This is a genomic window from Sulfitobacter noctilucicola (assembly GCF_000622385.1).
Taxonomy (GTDB): Bacteria; Pseudomonadota; Alphaproteobacteria; order Rhodobacterales; family Rhodobacteraceae; genus Sulfitobacter; species Sulfitobacter noctilucicola.
Genome location: NZ_JASD01000008.1, coordinates 2,656,651 through 2,673,417, shown reverse-complemented (window position 1 = coordinate 2,673,417; position 16,767 = coordinate 2,656,651). Strand labels below are relative to the sequence as shown.

15 protein-coding genes and 1 tRNA gene are annotated in these 16,767 nt (G+C 57.5%); 11 read left to right on the top strand and 5 right to left on the bottom strand.

Annotation, left to right across the window (positions count from 1 at the left end; genetic code table 11):
- Nucleotides 1-10: 10 nt before the first annotated feature.
- Nucleotides 11-394, bottom strand: a complete 384-nt coding sequence (locus Z946_RS0116680; protein ID WP_025056863.1) for a hypothetical protein — start codon at nt 392-394, stop codon at nt 11-13.
- Between the two features lie 240 nt (nt 395-634).
- The gene (locus tag Z946_RS0116675) at nt 635-1,579 is read right to left on the bottom strand and encodes an NAD(P)-dependent oxidoreductase (protein ID WP_025056862.1); all 945 of its coding nucleotides are present in this window, start codon (nt 1,577-1,579) and stop codon (nt 635-637) included.
- Between the two features lie 164 nt (nt 1,580-1,743).
- On the opposite strand from Z946_RS0116675, the gene Z946_RS0116665 reads away from it, so the two are divergent.
- From Z946_RS0116665 to Z946_RS0116655, 3 genes are all read left to right on the top strand, one after another.
- A complete protein-coding gene (locus Z946_RS0116665) occupies nt 1,744-2,922 on the top strand; it encodes a 4Fe-4S double cluster binding domain-containing protein (protein WP_025056861.1) in 1,179 nt (392 codons plus the stop codon).
- Nucleotides 2,923-3,050: 128 nt separating this feature from the next.
- Nucleotides 3,051-3,962, top strand: coding sequence for a pirin family protein (locus Z946_RS0116660; RefSeq protein WP_025056860.1), 912 nt, complete (start codon nt 3,051-3,053; stop codon nt 3,960-3,962).
- Between the two features lie 177 nt (nt 3,963-4,139).
- Nucleotides 4,140-4,895: a hypothetical protein gene (locus tag Z946_RS0116655; protein WP_025056859.1), complete on the top strand. Its 756-nt coding sequence runs from the start codon at nt 4,140-4,142 to the stop codon at nt 4,893-4,895.
- Between the two features lie 64 nt (nt 4,896-4,959).
- On the opposite strand, the gene Z946_RS0116650 is transcribed toward Z946_RS0116655, so the two are convergent.
- Complete coding sequence (locus Z946_RS0116650) at nt 4,960-5,553, bottom strand: TetR/AcrR family transcriptional regulator (protein WP_025056858.1); 594 nt, start codon at nt 5,551-5,553, stop codon at nt 4,960-4,962.
- 78 nt (nt 5,554-5,631) lie between these two features.
- Between Z946_RS0116650 and Z946_RS0116645 the strand changes: the two genes are divergently transcribed.
- Nucleotides 5,632-5,928, top strand: a complete 297-nt coding sequence (locus tag Z946_RS0116645; protein WP_025056857.1) for a hypothetical protein — start codon at nt 5,632-5,634, stop codon at nt 5,926-5,928.
- Between the two features lie 86 nt (nt 5,929-6,014).
- Nucleotides 6,015-7,301: a homoserine dehydrogenase gene (locus Z946_RS0116640; RefSeq protein ID WP_025056856.1), complete on the top strand. Its 1,287-nt coding sequence runs from the start codon at nt 6,015-6,017 to the stop codon at nt 7,299-7,301.
- A 9-nt stretch (nt 7,302-7,310) separates the two neighbouring features.
- On the opposite strand, the gene Z946_RS0116635 is transcribed toward Z946_RS0116640, so the two are convergent.
- The gene (locus tag Z946_RS0116635) at nt 7,311-7,742 is read right to left on the bottom strand and encodes a MarR family winged helix-turn-helix transcriptional regulator (protein ID WP_025056855.1); all 432 of its coding nucleotides are present in this window, start codon (nt 7,740-7,742) and stop codon (nt 7,311-7,313) included.
- 88 nt (nt 7,743-7,830) lie between these two features.
- Between Z946_RS0116635 and Z946_RS0116630 the strand changes: the two genes are divergently transcribed.
- From Z946_RS0116630 to Z946_RS0116605, 6 genes are all read left to right on the top strand, one after another.
- Nucleotides 7,831-9,711, top strand: coding sequence for an FAD-dependent monooxygenase (locus Z946_RS0116630; RefSeq protein WP_221228689.1), 1,881 nt, complete (start codon nt 7,831-7,833; stop codon nt 9,709-9,711).
- Between the two features lie 96 nt (nt 9,712-9,807).
- The gene (gene glpX / locus Z946_RS0116625; RefSeq protein WP_025056853.1) at nt 9,808-10,776 is read left to right on the top strand and encodes a class II fructose-bisphosphatase; all 969 of its coding nucleotides are present in this window, start codon (nt 9,808-9,810) and stop codon (nt 10,774-10,776) included.
- Between the two features lie 62 nt (nt 10,777-10,838).
- Complete coding sequence (gene recJ / locus Z946_RS0116620; protein ID WP_025056852.1) at nt 10,839-12,578, top strand: single-stranded-DNA-specific exonuclease RecJ; 1,740 nt, start codon at nt 10,839-10,841, stop codon at nt 12,576-12,578.
- An 80-nt stretch (nt 12,579-12,658) separates the two neighbouring features.
- Nucleotides 12,659-12,733, top strand: a tRNA-Glu gene (locus tag Z946_RS0116615).
- Nucleotides 12,734-12,989: 256 nt separating this feature from the next.
- Entirely contained in the window at nt 12,990-13,772 is a 783-nt protein-coding gene (locus Z946_RS0116610) for an HAD-IIB family hydrolase (RefSeq protein ID WP_025056851.1), read from the top strand.
- A 15-nt stretch (nt 13,773-13,787) separates the two neighbouring features.
- Nucleotides 13,788-15,008 carry a glycosyltransferase family protein gene (locus Z946_RS0116605; protein WP_025056850.1) on the top strand — a complete coding sequence of 407 codons (1,221 nt, stop codon included), beginning with the start codon at nt 13,788-13,790 and terminating at the stop codon, nt 15,006-15,008.
- On the opposite strand, the gene Z946_RS0116600 is transcribed toward Z946_RS0116605, so the two are convergent.
- A complete protein-coding gene (locus Z946_RS0116600; protein ID WP_025056849.1) occupies nt 15,005-16,753 on the bottom strand; it encodes a sugar phosphorylase in 1,749 nt (582 codons plus the stop codon). The two genes, Z946_RS0116605 and Z946_RS0116600, sit on opposite strands and share 4 nt — an antisense overlap.
- Nucleotides 16,754-16,767: the final 14 nt, after the last annotated feature.

Sequence of the window (16,767 nt, the reverse complement as noted above, 5' to 3'; positions counted from 1 at the left end):
CGGGCGCACGTCAGGGTTTGCGGCACAATGGTTCGATGTTGAACATGGCGATCTGGTCACCCAAGATCATGAAGTCCACCGCGCTGGTACATCCCGTTTCTGTGGACGCTGTGCCCGACAGTGTGGTCCGCCCGCCGCTTGCCTGCACATTGGAAAAGCTCACATCGGTGTAAGGTTCAACATCGGCAAAAACACTCTGCATGCGCTCCAGCGGCATCTCTTTGGCGACCTCCGGATGAAGGGCAGCAAGCGCCGCGTCGAAAGAGCCAGTGCTCACGTCCGTCATAAACTGCCGGGCAATGGTTCTGTCCCCTGCGGTCATCAGCATTACACCCACAACGATCACACCAATCACTAGGGCAACAATAAGCAGTATCTTGAACAAGCGTTTCATTTCGCATCTCCGGTAAACAATAGAATTTTTTGAATAGCCGAAAGATACACGATCTTGCTGTTTCGACCAAATTCTATGGGATTTCGCCCATTTGCTCTGGGATGCAATATTGCGCCGCTACTTGCCTAACTACTCCTGTCTGGACCGTCGGACAGGGCCTGATGATATAGCGAAAGTCGTCGCGCCAATGCAGCAAGTACATCGGCGCGAAGGCCTGAAACCTGAAAAAAGAAGGTTTTTCTACCCGCGCACCGGCACCTCATACCCGCGCTCCTCTGGCTCATCATCTACCAGCTCGGTCGGAAACCCCGCTGCCGTGATGCTCAGCCCTGTTGCCTCCTCAAGACGTTCAATCATCCGGTCCGACTGCGCCCGTTCACCGTACCGGTTCTGACCGTCCGTGAGCATCGATATCATCAAGGGTGACAGTTCAAGCGGCACATTATTATCGTCAGCTAACTTCTGGAAAAGACCAACATCTTTCTGGACCAGATCCAGCGTAAAGTTCACGTCACGCGATCCCGACAGGATCAGCTGGCTTTCGGTTTCATGCACAAATGAATTGCCCGAAGATGCAGCGATTGCCTCGTAGGTCACGCCCAGATCCATACCGGCAGCCTTCATCACCGTCAGCGCCTCACACAACGACAAAAGGTTGATCGTTGCCAGATAGTTGGTCATCACCTTTAACGTGCTTGAGACCCCGACGTCGCCCACATGCAGAATACGCCGCCCCATGTGCGTCAGCACGGGCAGAACGCGGTCGAATGTGTCGCGCGTACAGCCTGCGTAGATCGAAATATTACCCGTGTCCGCCCGGTGACAGCCGCCAGACACAGGGCAATCCACCGCTTCACCGCCCGCCGCGATCACCGCATCAGCATGGGCCTTGATCTGGTCCGCATCTGTTGTCGACATCTCCATCCAGATTTTACCGGGACCTACATGGGGCAACATCTCGGCCATCACTGCCGCACAGGCCGCCGGGCTGGGCAGGCAGGTGATGACAGCTTCGCAATCCTGCATCAGTGCCGCTGCCGATCCCCCGTCACGCGCACCGCGCGCGACAAAGGCGGCAACAAAGTCGGCGTTCAAATCATGGACCGCAAGGTCTACCCCGTTGCGCTGCAACGATCCTGCCAGCTTGCCGCCGACATTCCCCAGACCGATAAAACCAATTTTCATATCTCTTCCTTTTTTGTGCTCTGTGCATCAATCGGGTCTGCTGCCGACATGTCGCGCCCGGATGCGACCTTCGTCTCACTGAAGTTGCAGGTTTCTCTCAAAAAGTTACGCGCGCCTTTCGCAAAAGCCTTGCGTGAAGACCTCACAGACGATCAACTCCTGCCATGTCCTATCCCGAAAACCACATTAAGCCGCGACCGGACGATGCCGCCGCCGGTATCGAAGTGATTGAGGGTTTCGAACGATTCTCCCAGCGCAATGACATCTTCAGCCGCGCCTTTTGGGACGACAGGGTGCGCACGCCTAAAACCGATGCTTTCTTTGCCTCCTACCGGATGGAGGCCACGCCAAGACGCGGTGACGGTTTCACTCAACGCGATTTTGCCTTGAGAAACGCGAGCTGGCTCATTTCCGATCTGATCTCGGACAGGGGCGGTGCCAGCGGCAAACGCGAAGGGTTTCAAGCCGCGATCGACAATGACACGCCGGTCGCACCAATGCAGCAGGAAGTGGACGATCCCGCAAGAATGTCCGCCGAGATAAAACGGATTGCCAATTTCTTTGGCGCAGATCTTTGCGGCATTACCGATATGGATGAACGCTGGCTATACGCCACACGCGTCGATACCCGCGATATGTCCGATGCTCCAAATGATCTGCCATCCGGTATGACCTCTGTGATCGTGATGGGACACCAGATGGAAGAGGACCTTGTTGCCACCTACCCCTCCGCCCTTGCGAGTGCTGCCACGGGTCGGGAATACAGCCACGAGGCCGCTGTGGTCATGCAACTTGCCGCCTACATTCGAAATCTGGGCTATGAGGCGACAGCCAGTATGAATGACACGGGACTGGTCATCCCCTATGCGATCAAGGCTGGTTTGGGCGAATACGCTCGAAACCAACTTGTAATCACTCCCGAGTTTGGACCGCGCCTGCGTTTTTCCAAGATTTTCACAAATCTGCCGCTCTCACACGACACGCCTAAACCGCAGGGTGTGCGGGCTTTTTGTGATATCTGCACCAAATGTGCTGATGCCTGCCCCGTCAAAGCGCTGCCCTTCGGTCCACCGGAAACCAGCGATGATATTTCTGCCATCAAGGGCGTCCGCAAATGGACATCCGATGCCGCAAAATGTTTCGGCTTCTGGGCGAAAATGTCCTCTGATTGCGCTATCTGCATGCGCGTCTGCCCCTTCAACCGCGATTTCTCCAAAGCAAAGCACAGGTTATGGCTGCGTTTGGCGCTCTCCCCTGCACGCAAGCTCGCGCTTTGGCTGGACCGCAAGCGCGGGGGACGCAAAAAGCCATCGGAATGGTGGAAGGGAAGCGGTACCGCATAACGCTGCAAAATTATCATCACCCGTTAGTTTACCTTGCGCAAATCTGCACAGACAGCGTTCGTAGCTGCTGATTGCAAGGAAGGCCGCTACCGACCATGTGATGGTCGAAACCAACGCAGGAGGCCAGAATGTCCCTCAGACCCACGCTAGAAACACGCCGCGCCACGCCCACGATGGAAGGTGCCGGTGTCAAGCTCCACCGTGCTTTCGGCTTTCAGGACCCAAGCGAACTGGACCCCTTTCTGCTATTCGACGACTTTCGCAACGAACATCCGCAGGACTTTGAAAAAGGGTTTCCATGGCATCCCCATCGCGGGATCGAGACGATTACCTATGTGCTGGAAGGCACTGTCGAACACGCAGATTCGCTGGGCAACAACGGCTCGCTTGGGGCGGGGGATGTACAGTGGATGACCGCCGGACGCGGCATCCTGCATCAGGAAATGCCGCACGGCAACGCGCGCGGCCAGATGCACGGCTTCCAGCTTTGGGGTAACCTGCCCGGCGACCAAAAGATGACTGCGCCGCGGTATCAGGATGTTACATCTGCCGATATTCCTGAGGTGACCGACGATGATGGCACCCATGTGCGCGTGATCACCGGCGATTTCTGGGGCAAGACCGGCCCTGTTGATGGCATCGCCGCCGATCCGCAGTATCTGGACATCACCGTCCCAGCAGGTGTGAAAAAAACGTTTCGCATCGATACCTATCGACGGGCGTTCGCCTATGTGTTTCAAGGTGCCGGAGCCTTTGCCGATGCGTCGAAACCATCAGGTATCCTGTTGGAAAAAGAAGTTGCGGGACAAGAAGTCAACATCCGCGACATGTCGGGGGATCGTACACTCATCCGGTTTGGAACAGGCGACGAGGTCACGGTGCAGGCCGGTCCCGAAGGCATTCGTTTTCTGCTTATTTCGGGGGCCCCGATTGAGGAGCCTGTCGCATGGCATGGCCCTATCGTGATGAACACACGCGCAGAGCTTGAAACTGCTTTTGCAGAGCTGCGCAACGGCACGTTCATTAAGCCAGCGCATTGAAAAAACCACCGCGCAGCAGCCCTTCTCTGCGCGGCACATTCACTCGCAAAATTAACCACTTAACCACTTAACCTTCTGTTTAGGTCAAACTTTATTTCAGGCAGGAGATCAGGCATAGCGGAAGGCAATTGCCGTCGGGGGCCGGCATTTACAGACATCTTGCAAAGGACCGCCGCCATGCTCCACTCCCGTTTTATCGCCGTCACTCTCTTCAGCCTTGCAGCCCTGCCCGCCACGGCACAAACCGTGACAGATTCAGGATTGGGTATCATCGGCGCAGACCTGCGGCTGGGATTCTCCAATCAAGAGATCGAAGGCGGCTATGTTGGCGGAACCGTCGATGTCGCCATCACGCATTATCACGGTGCCCAGTTCGACCTTCAGTACGAAGAACGCAGTACCGGCGGCATCGGGCGTATTGGGACCACACTTTATATGACACCGCGTGTCGGGCAAAAATACGGGCTATCGCTTATGATGGCGGACAAGAACGACGTGTCCTCGACCTATGGTCAAATCAGCGCCGTAGGAATGTTCACCGCTGCTGAAGACTTCAACATAGAGCTGCGTGCGGGTGGCGGGCTGTCCGCGGACAATGACCTCGACTGGATTACGGCCGGTATCGGTGCGCACTGGAGCGCAGGTGCCAATACGCAGATTTACGGACACTACGACATTGCCGAATTCGACGAAGAGACTTTCGGCGCCTATGGGCACGAAGTGACCTTTGGCATCAAGACGGCCATCAAAGGTACACCAGCAACGGTTTTTGCAGAAGCCACACGCGACTGGCTATCTGGCGCAAACAGTGCCGACGGCGATACAACTTTGCGGGCCGGTATCTCCATTGCTTTGGGTCGGACCGGCAACAACCAGCCATCTTTCCGTATCTCTGATCCGATGCGGCAGATTCTGCGGCGCGGGCTATATTGAACTGGCGATGCATGAACCTGGCGCAGATTTGTTCATGCTATGCTTTTCGAAGACTGCGCTGCATTTAGCGTCGGTCGGCGGCAACCGCCTTGCGGACCATATCCCAATACTGTGCAACCACTTCATCAAGCGATAGCCGGCCACCTTCTCTGAACCAGGTATTCACCCCGGTCAGCATCGCAATGATGGCAAGAGTTACAATTTTCGGGTCGGCCACGCCAAAGTCGCCTGCTTCGACACCTCGGCGCAAGATTGCTTCCAAGCGGTCTTCGTACTGCCGGCGCAATTTTTCGATCTCTGCGAAATTTTCGGGCGTCAGGTTTCGCAGCTCCATATAGGCAATGAACACCTCGTCAGGACGGTCCGCGTGATAGCGGATGTGGAAAGAGACAAAGCGTTCGAGCTGCTCAAGCGGCGGGCCGTCGCCGTCCTCTACCGGCTGGTCCAGGAGATCGGTCATGTGATCGCGCATAAGTTCAAACAGCAGCGATTGTTTGTCAGGTGTGTAATTGTAAAGTGCGCCTGCCTGCACCCCAACCTGCCCTGCGATCCGCCGCATCGAGACAGCCGCATAGCCGTCTTGCGCAAACAACTTCAATGCCGTTTGCCTTACCTTGGGTCCGGTGATCCCTGCATGTGATCCGGTCGTACGTGCCATGAAGATCAAATAAATGAACAAACGTTCAAAAGCAAAGCCTGCTTGCGCGGGTCCCCCTGCTGGTGCAAGAACATTCTCATGAGCCGCGCAACCGCCCAGATTTTGATCACTTGTTTTGGCCTTGGTATGGGGGCCTGCACGCAGTTTCCGGATCTAGACAGCACCCAAACGGCGGAGATTGACGCGGCGGCCTACCCTGCCCTTGTCCCGCTGGAGCCACTGCTGGCGCAAGCGCAGACGACGGGTCCCGATCCCGTTCAGACGCAGGGTGCGCTTGATGCAAGATTGTCAGCCCTCCGGGCACGCGCCAATGGCCTGCGCGGCACTGTGCTGACCAACGCCGAAAAAGAGCGTTTGCGCGCAGGCCTGCGATAGCACTTGCCGCGTTGCGCCCTTGGACCGAACCCGTTACATCGCCAGCAACACAATCTTTGAAAAGGACTGCCCCCATGTCTGACGCGATGTCTGCTCCCCTCCGCCTTGGTATTGCAGGTCTGGGCACAGTCGGTGTCGGGGTCGTGCGTATTATCCGCCAGCAAGCCGCCTTGCTGGAAGCGCGCACAGGCCGCAAGGTCACAATCTCCGCAGTATCCGCCCGGTCGAAAGGCAAAGACCGTGGTGTGAACCTGTCGGATTACGCATGGGAAGATGATCCGGTCGCGCTGGCGACACGCGATGACGTGGACGTATTTGTCGAGCTGATGGGCGGCGACGAAGGCCCTGCAAAGGACGCAACCGAGGCCGCGCTTAACGCAGGCAAGGACGTGGTAACCGCCAACAAGGCAATGCTGGCAATCCATGGTCAGGCGCTGGCCGAACTGGCAGAGGCGAAAAACCGGGTCATCCGGTACGAGGCGGCCGTTGCAGGCGGCATTCCTGTCATCAAAGCGCTGCTTGAAGGGCTTGCAGGCAACGAGATCAAGCGCGTCATGGGTGTTATGAACGGCTCGTGCAACTATATCCTGACGCGGATGGAAAGCTCTGGCGGAACCTATCAGGATATCTTTGCCGAAGCCGACGGCCTTGGATACCTCGAAGCTGATCCGCAGCTTGATGTGGGTGGTATTGATGCGGCGCACAAACTTGCGATCCTGTCGTCCATCGCTTTCGGCACGAAAGTCGACTTCGACGGCATCCAGCTGGAAGGGATCGAGCGGGTCACCATCGAAGACATCAAAGCTGCCGCCGACATGGGCTACAAGATCAAGCTTCTGGGCGTGACGCAAAAGACCGGTCGCGGACTGGAACAGCGTATGCAGCCCTGCCTCGTGCCGGATACCTCGCCTTTGGGTCAGCTTGAAGGTGGCACCAATATGGTCGTGCTGGAAGGCGATGCCGTAGGCCAGATCGTGCTGCGCGGTGCCGGTGCAGGTGAAGGTCCAACCGCAAGTGCCGTGATGGCCGATATCTGCGACATTGCGCGTGGCGTTCGGGGCACCGTTTTTGGCCAGCCCGCGTCGACACTGGAATCCGCAACAGCAGCACTGACAAAGCTGCCGGCCGCTTATTATCTGCGAATGAGCTTGGTCGACAAACCCGGTGCTTTGGCAAAGATTGCCACCGTTCTGGGCGAAGCAGGCGTCAGCATCGACCGGATGCGCCAGTATGCCCACGAGGCGACTTCGGCACCGGTCCTGATCGTGACCCACAAGACAACACAAGCCTCAATCGAGACGGCTATTGCAGCGATGGACAGCACCGGCGTGATGGCGGGCGAGCCTGTGGCGTTGCGCATAGAAGAGGTCTGAGAGCCTCCGCTATCCCTCCAGCGCTTTCTTTGCGAGCTTGAGAAATTGAATCTTTTCCTCGCGGTCCAAGTTGGGAAGAATGTCGTCCTGCGCCGTCTCTACAAGCGGTCGCAGTCTCGCAAGATAGTCCTGCCCCGCGTCTGACAGCCATAGACAATAGGCGCGGCGATCTTCCTTGTCAGGCACGCGACGGATCAGGCCTTTGGCCTCCAGCCGCTTGATCACGCCGCCAATGGTCGCGCGGTCATAGGCAATCCGCTTGGCCAGCCCTGCCTGATCCAGCCCCGGTTGCGCCTGTAAAGTGTCCAACGCCGCAAACTGGACCGAAGTGACATCCAGTCCAGCAGTTTTTACTTTGTCCTGAAAGACCGAGGAGGATTGCTGCTGCAACCGGCGGATCAGGTGACCAGGCATCTGGTCAAGATTCGGTTTCGACGACATAAGCTTTCCTTTTTAGTAAGTATGCATACTACATTGACATCCTGCAACACGCCGCCCTATTTAGTATGCATACTTACAATAAGGAGTGATGGCAGTGCAGTACCATCTGAACGGATTTCGAAGCGGTGATCCGTCTGTGCAGCAAGCATCCGCATTTGTTGACCATCCGGCTGACGCGGTTGACGTGCTGATCGTCGGCTGCGGTCCTGCCGGTCTTACCCTCGCCGCACAACTTGCCGCCTTCCCTGATATCAGAACGCGCATCACCGAACGAAAATCCGGTCCACTGGAAATCGGACAGGCGGACGGCATCGCATGCCGCTCTATCGAGATGTTCGAGGCATTCGGTTTTGCAGAGAAGGTCTTGAAAGAATCCTACCACGTGAACGAGGTGGCGTTTTGGCGCCCCCAGCAGGATGGCGTGGGCCTGCACCGCGCTGACCGCATTCAGGATGTGGAGGACGACCTGTCGCATATGCCCCACGTTATCCTCAGTCAGGCGCGTATTCACGACTTCTATCTTGAGGTGATGACAAACTCCTCGCATCGTATGACGCCGGATTATAATCGGGAGCTAGTGGACGTCACCTTAACGGAGGATCCCGATTATCCGGTCGCAGCGACCTTCCGTTGTCTTGGGGCAACCGGACAGACTGAGACCATCCGGGCAAAATATGTTGTCGGCTGCGACGGTGCGCGCAGCACTGTGCGGAAATCTCTTGGCCACAGATTGAAAGGCGAAGCCGCGCGGCAGCTTTGGGGCGTTATGGATGTGCTGGCGGTCACCGACTTTCCCGACATTCGGCTCAAGTGCGCGATCCAGTCAGCGGCGCACGGCAGCATTCTCATCATTCCGCGTGAGGGTGGGCACCTGGTGCGGCTTTATATAGAACTAGACGCGTTGCATGGTGATGAGCGGGCTGCCGACAGGGCAGTATCGCCCGAAATGTTGATTGCCAAGGCCAGTGCGATCCTTGCGCCGTTTGATTTTGAAGCAAAGGAAGTCGCATGGTGGTCCGCCTACGAGATCGGGCAAAGGGTTTGTGATGCCTTCGATGATGTGCCCGAGACCGAACGCGCGGAACGGACGCCGCGCATCTTTATTGCTGGCGATGCGTGTCACACCCATAGCCCCAAGGCCGGTCAAGGCATGAATGTGTCGATGGCCGATACGTTCAACCTTGGCTGGAAGCTGTCGGCGGTGCTGCGCGGGCAGGCAAACCCTGCGCTCCTGCACAGCTATTCGCAAGAACGTCAGGCAAAAGCCAAAGAGCTGATCGACTTTGATCGCGACATGGCCCGCCTGTTTAGCGCAAAAACCCGCAATGCAGCAGAGGCGGCGCGGTTTCAGGAATATTTCAAGCAGCACGGTCGCTACACCGCTGGTGTAGAAACGCGGTACGATCCTTCATTAATTACTTCGGAAGCTGCCCATCAGGGGCTGGCAACCGGCATGATCGTTGGCAAACGGTTCCATTCCGCCAAGGTGATCCGTCTGGGCGACGCCAGACCGATGGAGCTTGCCGAAGTTCTGCGGGCGGACGGGAGGTGGCGATTGTTCGCCTTTGCCGGTCAGCAAGACACCGGTACCTCGGAGAGTGAGATTGCTGCACTATGCCATTTTCTGAAAAACGATCCTGCAAGCCCTGTGTGCCGTTACACGCCGACAGATGCCGATTTAGACGCTGCGATCGACCTGCGCTGTGTCTTCCAGAAACCACACCGGCAAATGGATTTTTCCGCGCTCCCTCCGCTTTTGCGCCCGTCCAAGGGGCGCTATGGGCTGACAGACTACGAAAAGGTGTTCTGTTCCGATCTCCGCTCTTCCCCGGATATCTATGATCTGCGCGGAATTGACCGGAATAAAGGTGCCCTTCTGATCGTGCGCCCGGACCAGTTTGTCGCCGCCGTCCTACCCCTCACCGCGTACGCGGATATTGCTGCGTTCTTTGACGGCTTCATGATCTGAACGGATCAACGCCGGGATCAAAACATCCATATGCTTGTGCAAATCGGCACCTGACGCTAGACGAGACGCAACATCTGCCATCAAGGACCCAGCCCCATGACCGCCAAAGCCGATTTCCAAGACCGCATGCTCTCTCTCGGGCTTGCCCGTGTATCCGAAGCTGCGGCCCTCGCCTCTGCCAAGCTTGTTGGCAAAGGCGATGAAAAAGCCGCTGATCAGGCCGCCGTGAACGCGATGCGTGAACAGTTGAATATGCTGGATATCGCGGGTGTTGTTGTAATCGGTGAAGGCGAGCGGGACGAAGCCCCGATGCTGTTTATCGGTGAGGAAGTGGGAACGGGCAACGGTCCGGGCGTGGACATCGCGCTGGACCCGCTCGAAGGCACTACGCTGACGGCCAAAGACATGCCGAACGCGCTGACGGTGATTGCAATTGGCCCACGCGGCTCAATGCTGCACGCGCCTGACACCTACATGGACAAGCTGGCCATTGGGCCGGGGTATGGAACGGACGTGGTGACGCTTGAAATGTCTCCGGGCGAGCGTGTGGATGCGCTTGCTGCGGCCAAGGGCTGCGCGCCCTCCGACATCACGGTGTGCATTCTGGAACGCCCCCGCCACGAAGACATGATCGCCGAAGTGCGCGCCAAAGGCGCTGCCATCCGGCTTATCACCGATGGGGATGTTGCAGGCGTCATGCACTGCGCCGATCCTGCGACCGGCATCGATATGTACATGGGTTCGGGTGGAGCACCCGAAGGTGTGCTGGCCGCTGCGGCACTGAAATGCATGGGTGGCCAGATGTATACCCGCCTGCTGTTCCGCAACGATGACGAGCGTGGCCGCGCAACCAAGGCGGGCATCACTGATTTTGACCGCATCTATACCCGTGATGAAATGGTGACCGAAGACGTGATCTTTGCAGCGACGGGCGTGACTGATGGTGCCTTGCTTCCGGGTGTCAAACGCGAGCCGGGCTGGATGACGACTGAAACGCTGATCATGCGCTCAAAGACCGGTTCTGTGCGACGGATTAACTACCGCACGCCCGTCGATTCCGACTGAGCGGCGCACCCGCTACATCAGCGGGATCGAAGCTATAGGCGAAGTGAAGCGGGGGATGGCGCGTGTCCTATCTAGGCGTTGAAGCATCTTTGACGGGTCGGCGCTGGGTTGGGCCCGGCGTCGAGGTGGAGCGCGCAGCAGAGCTATTGGTGCAGCGCACCACGCTGCCTTCTGCGGTCTGTCAGGTATTGGCCCGACGCGGGGTGGCCCCAGAAGATGCCGAGAGCTTTCTCGCACCTTCCTTGCGTGATCTGTTGCCCGATCCGCGCAGTCTCAGAGACATGGAAAAAGCCGCATCGCGATTCCTCAAAGCCGTGTCAAATGGCGAACGGATTGCCGTCTTTGCCGATTACGATGTGGATGGTGGCAGCTCTGCCGCGCTTTTGCTGATCTGGCTGCGCGAGATGGGGTGTCATGCCAGTCTTTATGTACCGGACCGTATCGATGAAGGGTACGGGCCCAACGACGAAGCAATGGCCGCACTGGCTGCACAGCATGATCTGATCGTTTGTGTCGATTGCGGAACTCTTTCGCATGGCCCGATCGCTGCGGCAGCCGCAGCAGAGGTGGTCGTGCTTGATCACCATCTGGGGGGCGAGACACTGCCCCCTGCTTTTGCCGTGGTGAACCCCAACCGGCAGGACGAAGATGGCGCCTCCGCCCACCTGTGCGCCGCTGCTGTCGTGTTCCTGATGTTGGTGGAAGCAGGGCGACAACTACGAGAAGCAGGCCGCAAGGGGCCTGACTTGATGTCGATGCTGGATCTGGTGGCATTGGCCACCATTGCGGATGTGGCACCGCTTCACGGGGTCAACCGCGCATTTGTGCGGCAGGGCTTACGCGTGATGGCGCGGCGCGAACGTGTAGGTCTGACAGCGCTTGCTGATGTAGCCCGGATGGAAACCGCTCCTACGGCCTACCACCTCGGGTTTCTTCTGGGGCCTCGTATCAATGCGGGCGGCCGCATCGGTCAGGCGGATCTTGGTGCCCGATTGCTCGCGTCAAACGATCCGCATGAGACGGCAGCATTGGCAGAACGACTGGATGCGCTCAACACAGAGCGTCGCGAGGTTGAGGCATCTGTCCGCGCCGCAGCGCTTGCGCAGGCAGAAGAGCGCGGCTTTGATGCACCGCTGGTCTGGGCGAGTGGCCCCGGATGGCATGCGGGCGTGGTGGGCATTGTGGCATCACGCCTGAAAGAGACATCGAACCGTCCGTCGATCGTCATTGGCGTCGAGGATGGAATCGGCAAAGGGTCAGGCCGATCGGTCAGTGGTATCGATCTGGGTGCCCCGATCCAGCGTCTTGCCGCAGAGGGTCTGCTGATCAAGGGCGGCGGGCACAAAATGGCTGCTGGCCTGACCGTCGAGGCCGACAAGATCGAGGCTGCGATGGCGCGGCTGTCAGAGCTGTTGGCCAAGCAGGGCGCACATCTTGGGGGTCCAGCGGACCTGAACGTGACTGGCCTTTTGATGCCCGGTGCCGCGACAGTGGAGCTGGCCGAGATGGTGGAACAGGCGGGTCCCTTCGGGGCCGCCGCCCCTGCCCCGCGATATATTTTTGCCGATATGCAGATTCTTTTTGCAAAGCGTGTCGGAGAGAGCCACCTCAAGATCAGCTTTGGCGATGGATTGGGCGGCAAACTGGATGCAATAGCCTTCGGCGCGTATGACAGCGATCTTGGCCCGGCGCTTGAGGGACACGGCGGCTCGAGGTTCCATCTAGCGGGGCGCTTGGACATCAACGACTGGCGTGGGCGGAGGTCCGTTCAACTGCGTCTGGAGGACGCCGCGCGGGCCTAGTCCAACTTTTTCTCAAAGACTGTGAAATTTACTCTTGCGCGTCTCCCGCGCATTCCTTAGAGAACCGCTCACGAGAGAGTGGCCCGTTCGTCTATCGGTTAGGACGCCAGGTTTTCAACCTGGAAAGAGGGGTTCGATTCCCCTACGGGCTGCCACTCGGATCTCCATAAAGATTTGGAACTCATCGTCCGGTGGGCGCACCGATGCGACGCGTGTGTTGTCCTTAGGCTTGCGATTCTCCCATCGAAGAGTCGGAAACTTTCCGAGCGGTGCCTTTTAGATTGCTCGATATCGGGCTTGTTGCCCTTGGTCGGCGACCGCTTCTGAATAGCTGCCGCAATCCGTGAGGTCCTGCTTAAAGACCGCGAACCTAGCTTGCTCACAGCACACCCACTGCGCCATAATGTTCGCATGACAAAACCGATGCCCCTGCTCGTCTTTACCGATCTGGACGGGACACTGCTTTCCCATGAAGATTACGACTGGCGCGCAGCTTTGCCTGCTCTGACGCGGCTCAAGACTATCGGTGCAGGTGTCATCATGGCCAGCAGCAAGACAGCTCCCGAGATCGAGGTATTGCAACAAGAGACCGGATTGAGCGATTGGCCGGCAATCGTCGAAAACGGCGCGGGTCTGCTGGACAAGCGCGACAACGCAAGGGCCCAGCACGACGACTACGCCCGTTTGCGCGCCGAATTGGACAGCTTACCTGATGCTTTGCGCAAATTCTTCCGGGGCTTCGGTGATATGAGTGTTTCGCAGATCGCGGAAGTGACAGGTCTGGCCGAAGCGTCAGCAACCCTTGCTGCCCGACGGCGTTTTTCGGAGCCGGGAACGTGGTCTGGCGCCACCAAAGAGCTGGAGACCTTTCAGGCGCATCTCAAGGCACGTGGCATCTTTGCGCGCGAAGGGGGGAGGTTCCTGACCCTGTCGTTCGGGAAGACCAAGGCAGATCAGATGGCACGGATCATCACCCGCTACACGCCGCACAATACAGTGGCACTGGGGGACGCGCCCAACGACATTGAGATGCTGCAAGCCGCTGATTTCGGGATCATTGTTGCAAATCCCCACCGCACGCCATTACCCTTGCTGAAGGGAGAAGATACCGGTCGGGTCCTGCGCACGGACCGGTCAGGCCCCGAAGGATGGAACGAGGCGATGCTGAGCCTGCTGGCACGTCTTCATTTGTGATATGAAAGAGACTTTATGGCTGACTTCCATCAAAATGGTAACATCGCAACACTGCATAACCTGCGTACACGGTCACTTGATGAACTGACCTACGAGCTTGAGACGTTTTCGCAGAATCGCAAGATGTCGCTGGTGCTGCCATGTCTTTATTCCGAGCTTGAGACCGCCGCGATGCCGCGCATTCTGGGCGAGTTGGCCAAGGTGCCCTATCTGCACCGGATCATTATCGGTCTGGACCGCGCGGATGAGCAACAATATCGCCACGCCAAGGAATTCTTCAAAGGTCTAAACCAGAATCACATCGTCATCTGGAACGATAGCCCCCGAATGCTTGCACTGGGGGCCAAACTTTCAGCGCTTGGACTTGCGCCGTCAGAGCCGGGTAAAGGAAAAAACGTCTGGACCTCCATCGGGTATCTGATCGCCTGTGAGGACAGCGCAGTCATGGCGATCCATGATTGCGATATCGTGACCTACACCAACGAGCTTTTGGCACGCCTGATTTACCCTGTCGCCAACGTCAATTTCCCCTATCAGATTGCCAAGGGGTATTATGCGCGTGTCGGCCAGAACAAGTTGAACGGTCGTGTTTCCCGCCTTCTGGTCAGCCCGCTTTTGATCGCGCTGAAAAAGGTCGTAGGTGATCGCGACTACATCGATTACCTGCGCAGCTTCCGCTATCCGCTGTCAGGGGAATTCGCGATGCGCACCACAATCCTTCCCGATCTGCGTATCCCGTCCGACTGGGGGCTGGAGATCGGTATCCTTTCGGAGGCATGGCGTAATCTGGCGCCTCGGGCCGTCTGTCAGGTGGAAATCGCCGATCAATACGACCACAAGCATCAGGACCTTAGCGAAGAAGACGCCAGTGCCGGATTGAGCCGCATGTCTACGGATATCTGCAAGGCTGTGTTCCGCAAGCTGGCAGCAGAGGGTATTATCTTTACGCCAAATGTATTCCGTACCCTCAAGGCGACCTACTACCGCTGCGCCCTTGACGTGCTTGAGGCCTATTACAGCGATGCCAAGATGAATGGCCTGACCATCGACCGCCACAAGGAAGAACGTGCGATTGAGCTTTTCGCTGAAAACCTCATGCGGGCAGGAAATTCCTTTCTCGATAACCCGCACGAGACACCGTTCATTCCGACATGGAACAGGGTGCATTCGGCGGACCCTGAATTCCTGTCAGAGCTACATGCCGCCGCTGCCGCAGATGAGGCTGAATACGTCTAAAGCCGGTTGCTGATCCACATGCACTGATACGGCGCAATGGTGATATCAGCTGCTGTTGCATCGATCTCCGTGCCCGTCAGCAGATCGATCCAAGCCTGATCTTCGATCAGATTTAGCGCAGCGGCGGGAATTGTGACGGGGTCTTTGCTGACGTTGTGCAGCGCAAAAATCGACTGGTGGCGGTCGAGGCTTTGACGCCAGACCCCGAACACACGATCATCGCCCAGATTGACCGTAAACTGCGTTGCATTCGGGTGAAACGCCCCCTGTTTCTTGCGAATTTTCAGCCGCGCAGAAAGGTCGTGCATAACGCGGGCCTGTGGTGTCGACGGATCGCTCAGCAGTTCCCGCAGGCTCGGATAGTCCCAGCGGTGGCGGTTGATGGCGCGGTTCATGCCACGATGCACCACACCTTCGTGGTCGTTTGCTGTCGCCAGCATCGCATGGATATAGAACGCGGGAATTCCCTCCAGGGACATCACGATAGTCTGCGAACAGATGAAACGCTCATGGTGATGCGTATCCTTCCCGTCGAACGTTCGCGAAAGCGCGTCATAAAATGTGGTGTTCAACTCATAGGGGCTTTCGCCGCCGTCGGGCAGCGCACGCATTGATACAAGGCCGCCAATATCCTTCACGGTCTCTATGACCTTTTGCTTCTCTTCTTCGGGCAGCACCCCCTCGGCAGGTCGCATCCCTATGCCGTCATGGCTGGCGGTGAAGTTCAGATAAGCACAGCCCATCGGTGCGGGCGGCATACCCCTTTGCCAGCGGCGCAGATACTGACCATCGCCGGACATCAACGCGTGCAGGATTAGCGGCGGCAGCGGGAAGTTGTATATCGCGTGCGCTTCGTCTCCGGTGCCGAAATAGCTCAGGTTCTCTGCCTTGGGCACGTTGGTCTCGGTCAGCAGAATGATCTTTTCATCGGCGTAATCACACAGCAGACGCATCAAGCGAATGATCGCATGGGTCTGTGGCAGATGGATGGATGGCGAGCCGACCTCTTTCCAGAGAAACGCCACTGCATCCAGCCGGATGATCTGTACGCCATTGTCCACGTGAAGCCGGATGATCCGCAGAAATTCCAGCAGGACTTCGGGATTGCGAAAATCGAGATCAATCTGGTCATGGCTGAAGGTGCACCAGACATGGCGCGTCCCGTTTGACGTCTCGACCTCACGCAGCAGGGGTGTTGTCCGGGGCCGCACCACATCGCGAAGGTCATCATCAGGTGACGCTTCAAAGAAGAATTTGTCATAGGGGGCCTGACCTTGCAGGTAGGCATTGAACCATTGGCCCTGACTGGAAACGTGGTTCAGAACCAGATCGGACATCAGGTTAAAGTGTTCCGAAATCCTATTAATATCGGCCCAATCGCCCAATTGTGGATTGACGGCGCGAAAATCTGAAACCGCAAATCCGTCATCGGAGGTATATGGAAAGAACGGAAGGATATGGACGGAACTGAGAGCACCATCCAGATAGGTGCTCAGAAAATCCGACAGCAGGTCCAGCGGTTTGTGGGCGCCATCAATGATCGAATTGCCGTAAGTGATCAGCATACTGTCTTTTTGCGACCACAGGGAATTGCCGCGAATGCGCCCGCGCTGGCGCTTGCGGGTGCCGTCCGGCCAAAAGGCATCGATTACCAGACTGGACAATATATCAACATCAAGATCAGGGTATATCTGCCTGAGAAGGGACGACAATTTGGGGCCGATAGATCGCGTCGGTACTTCCATGGGTCTCAATTCTC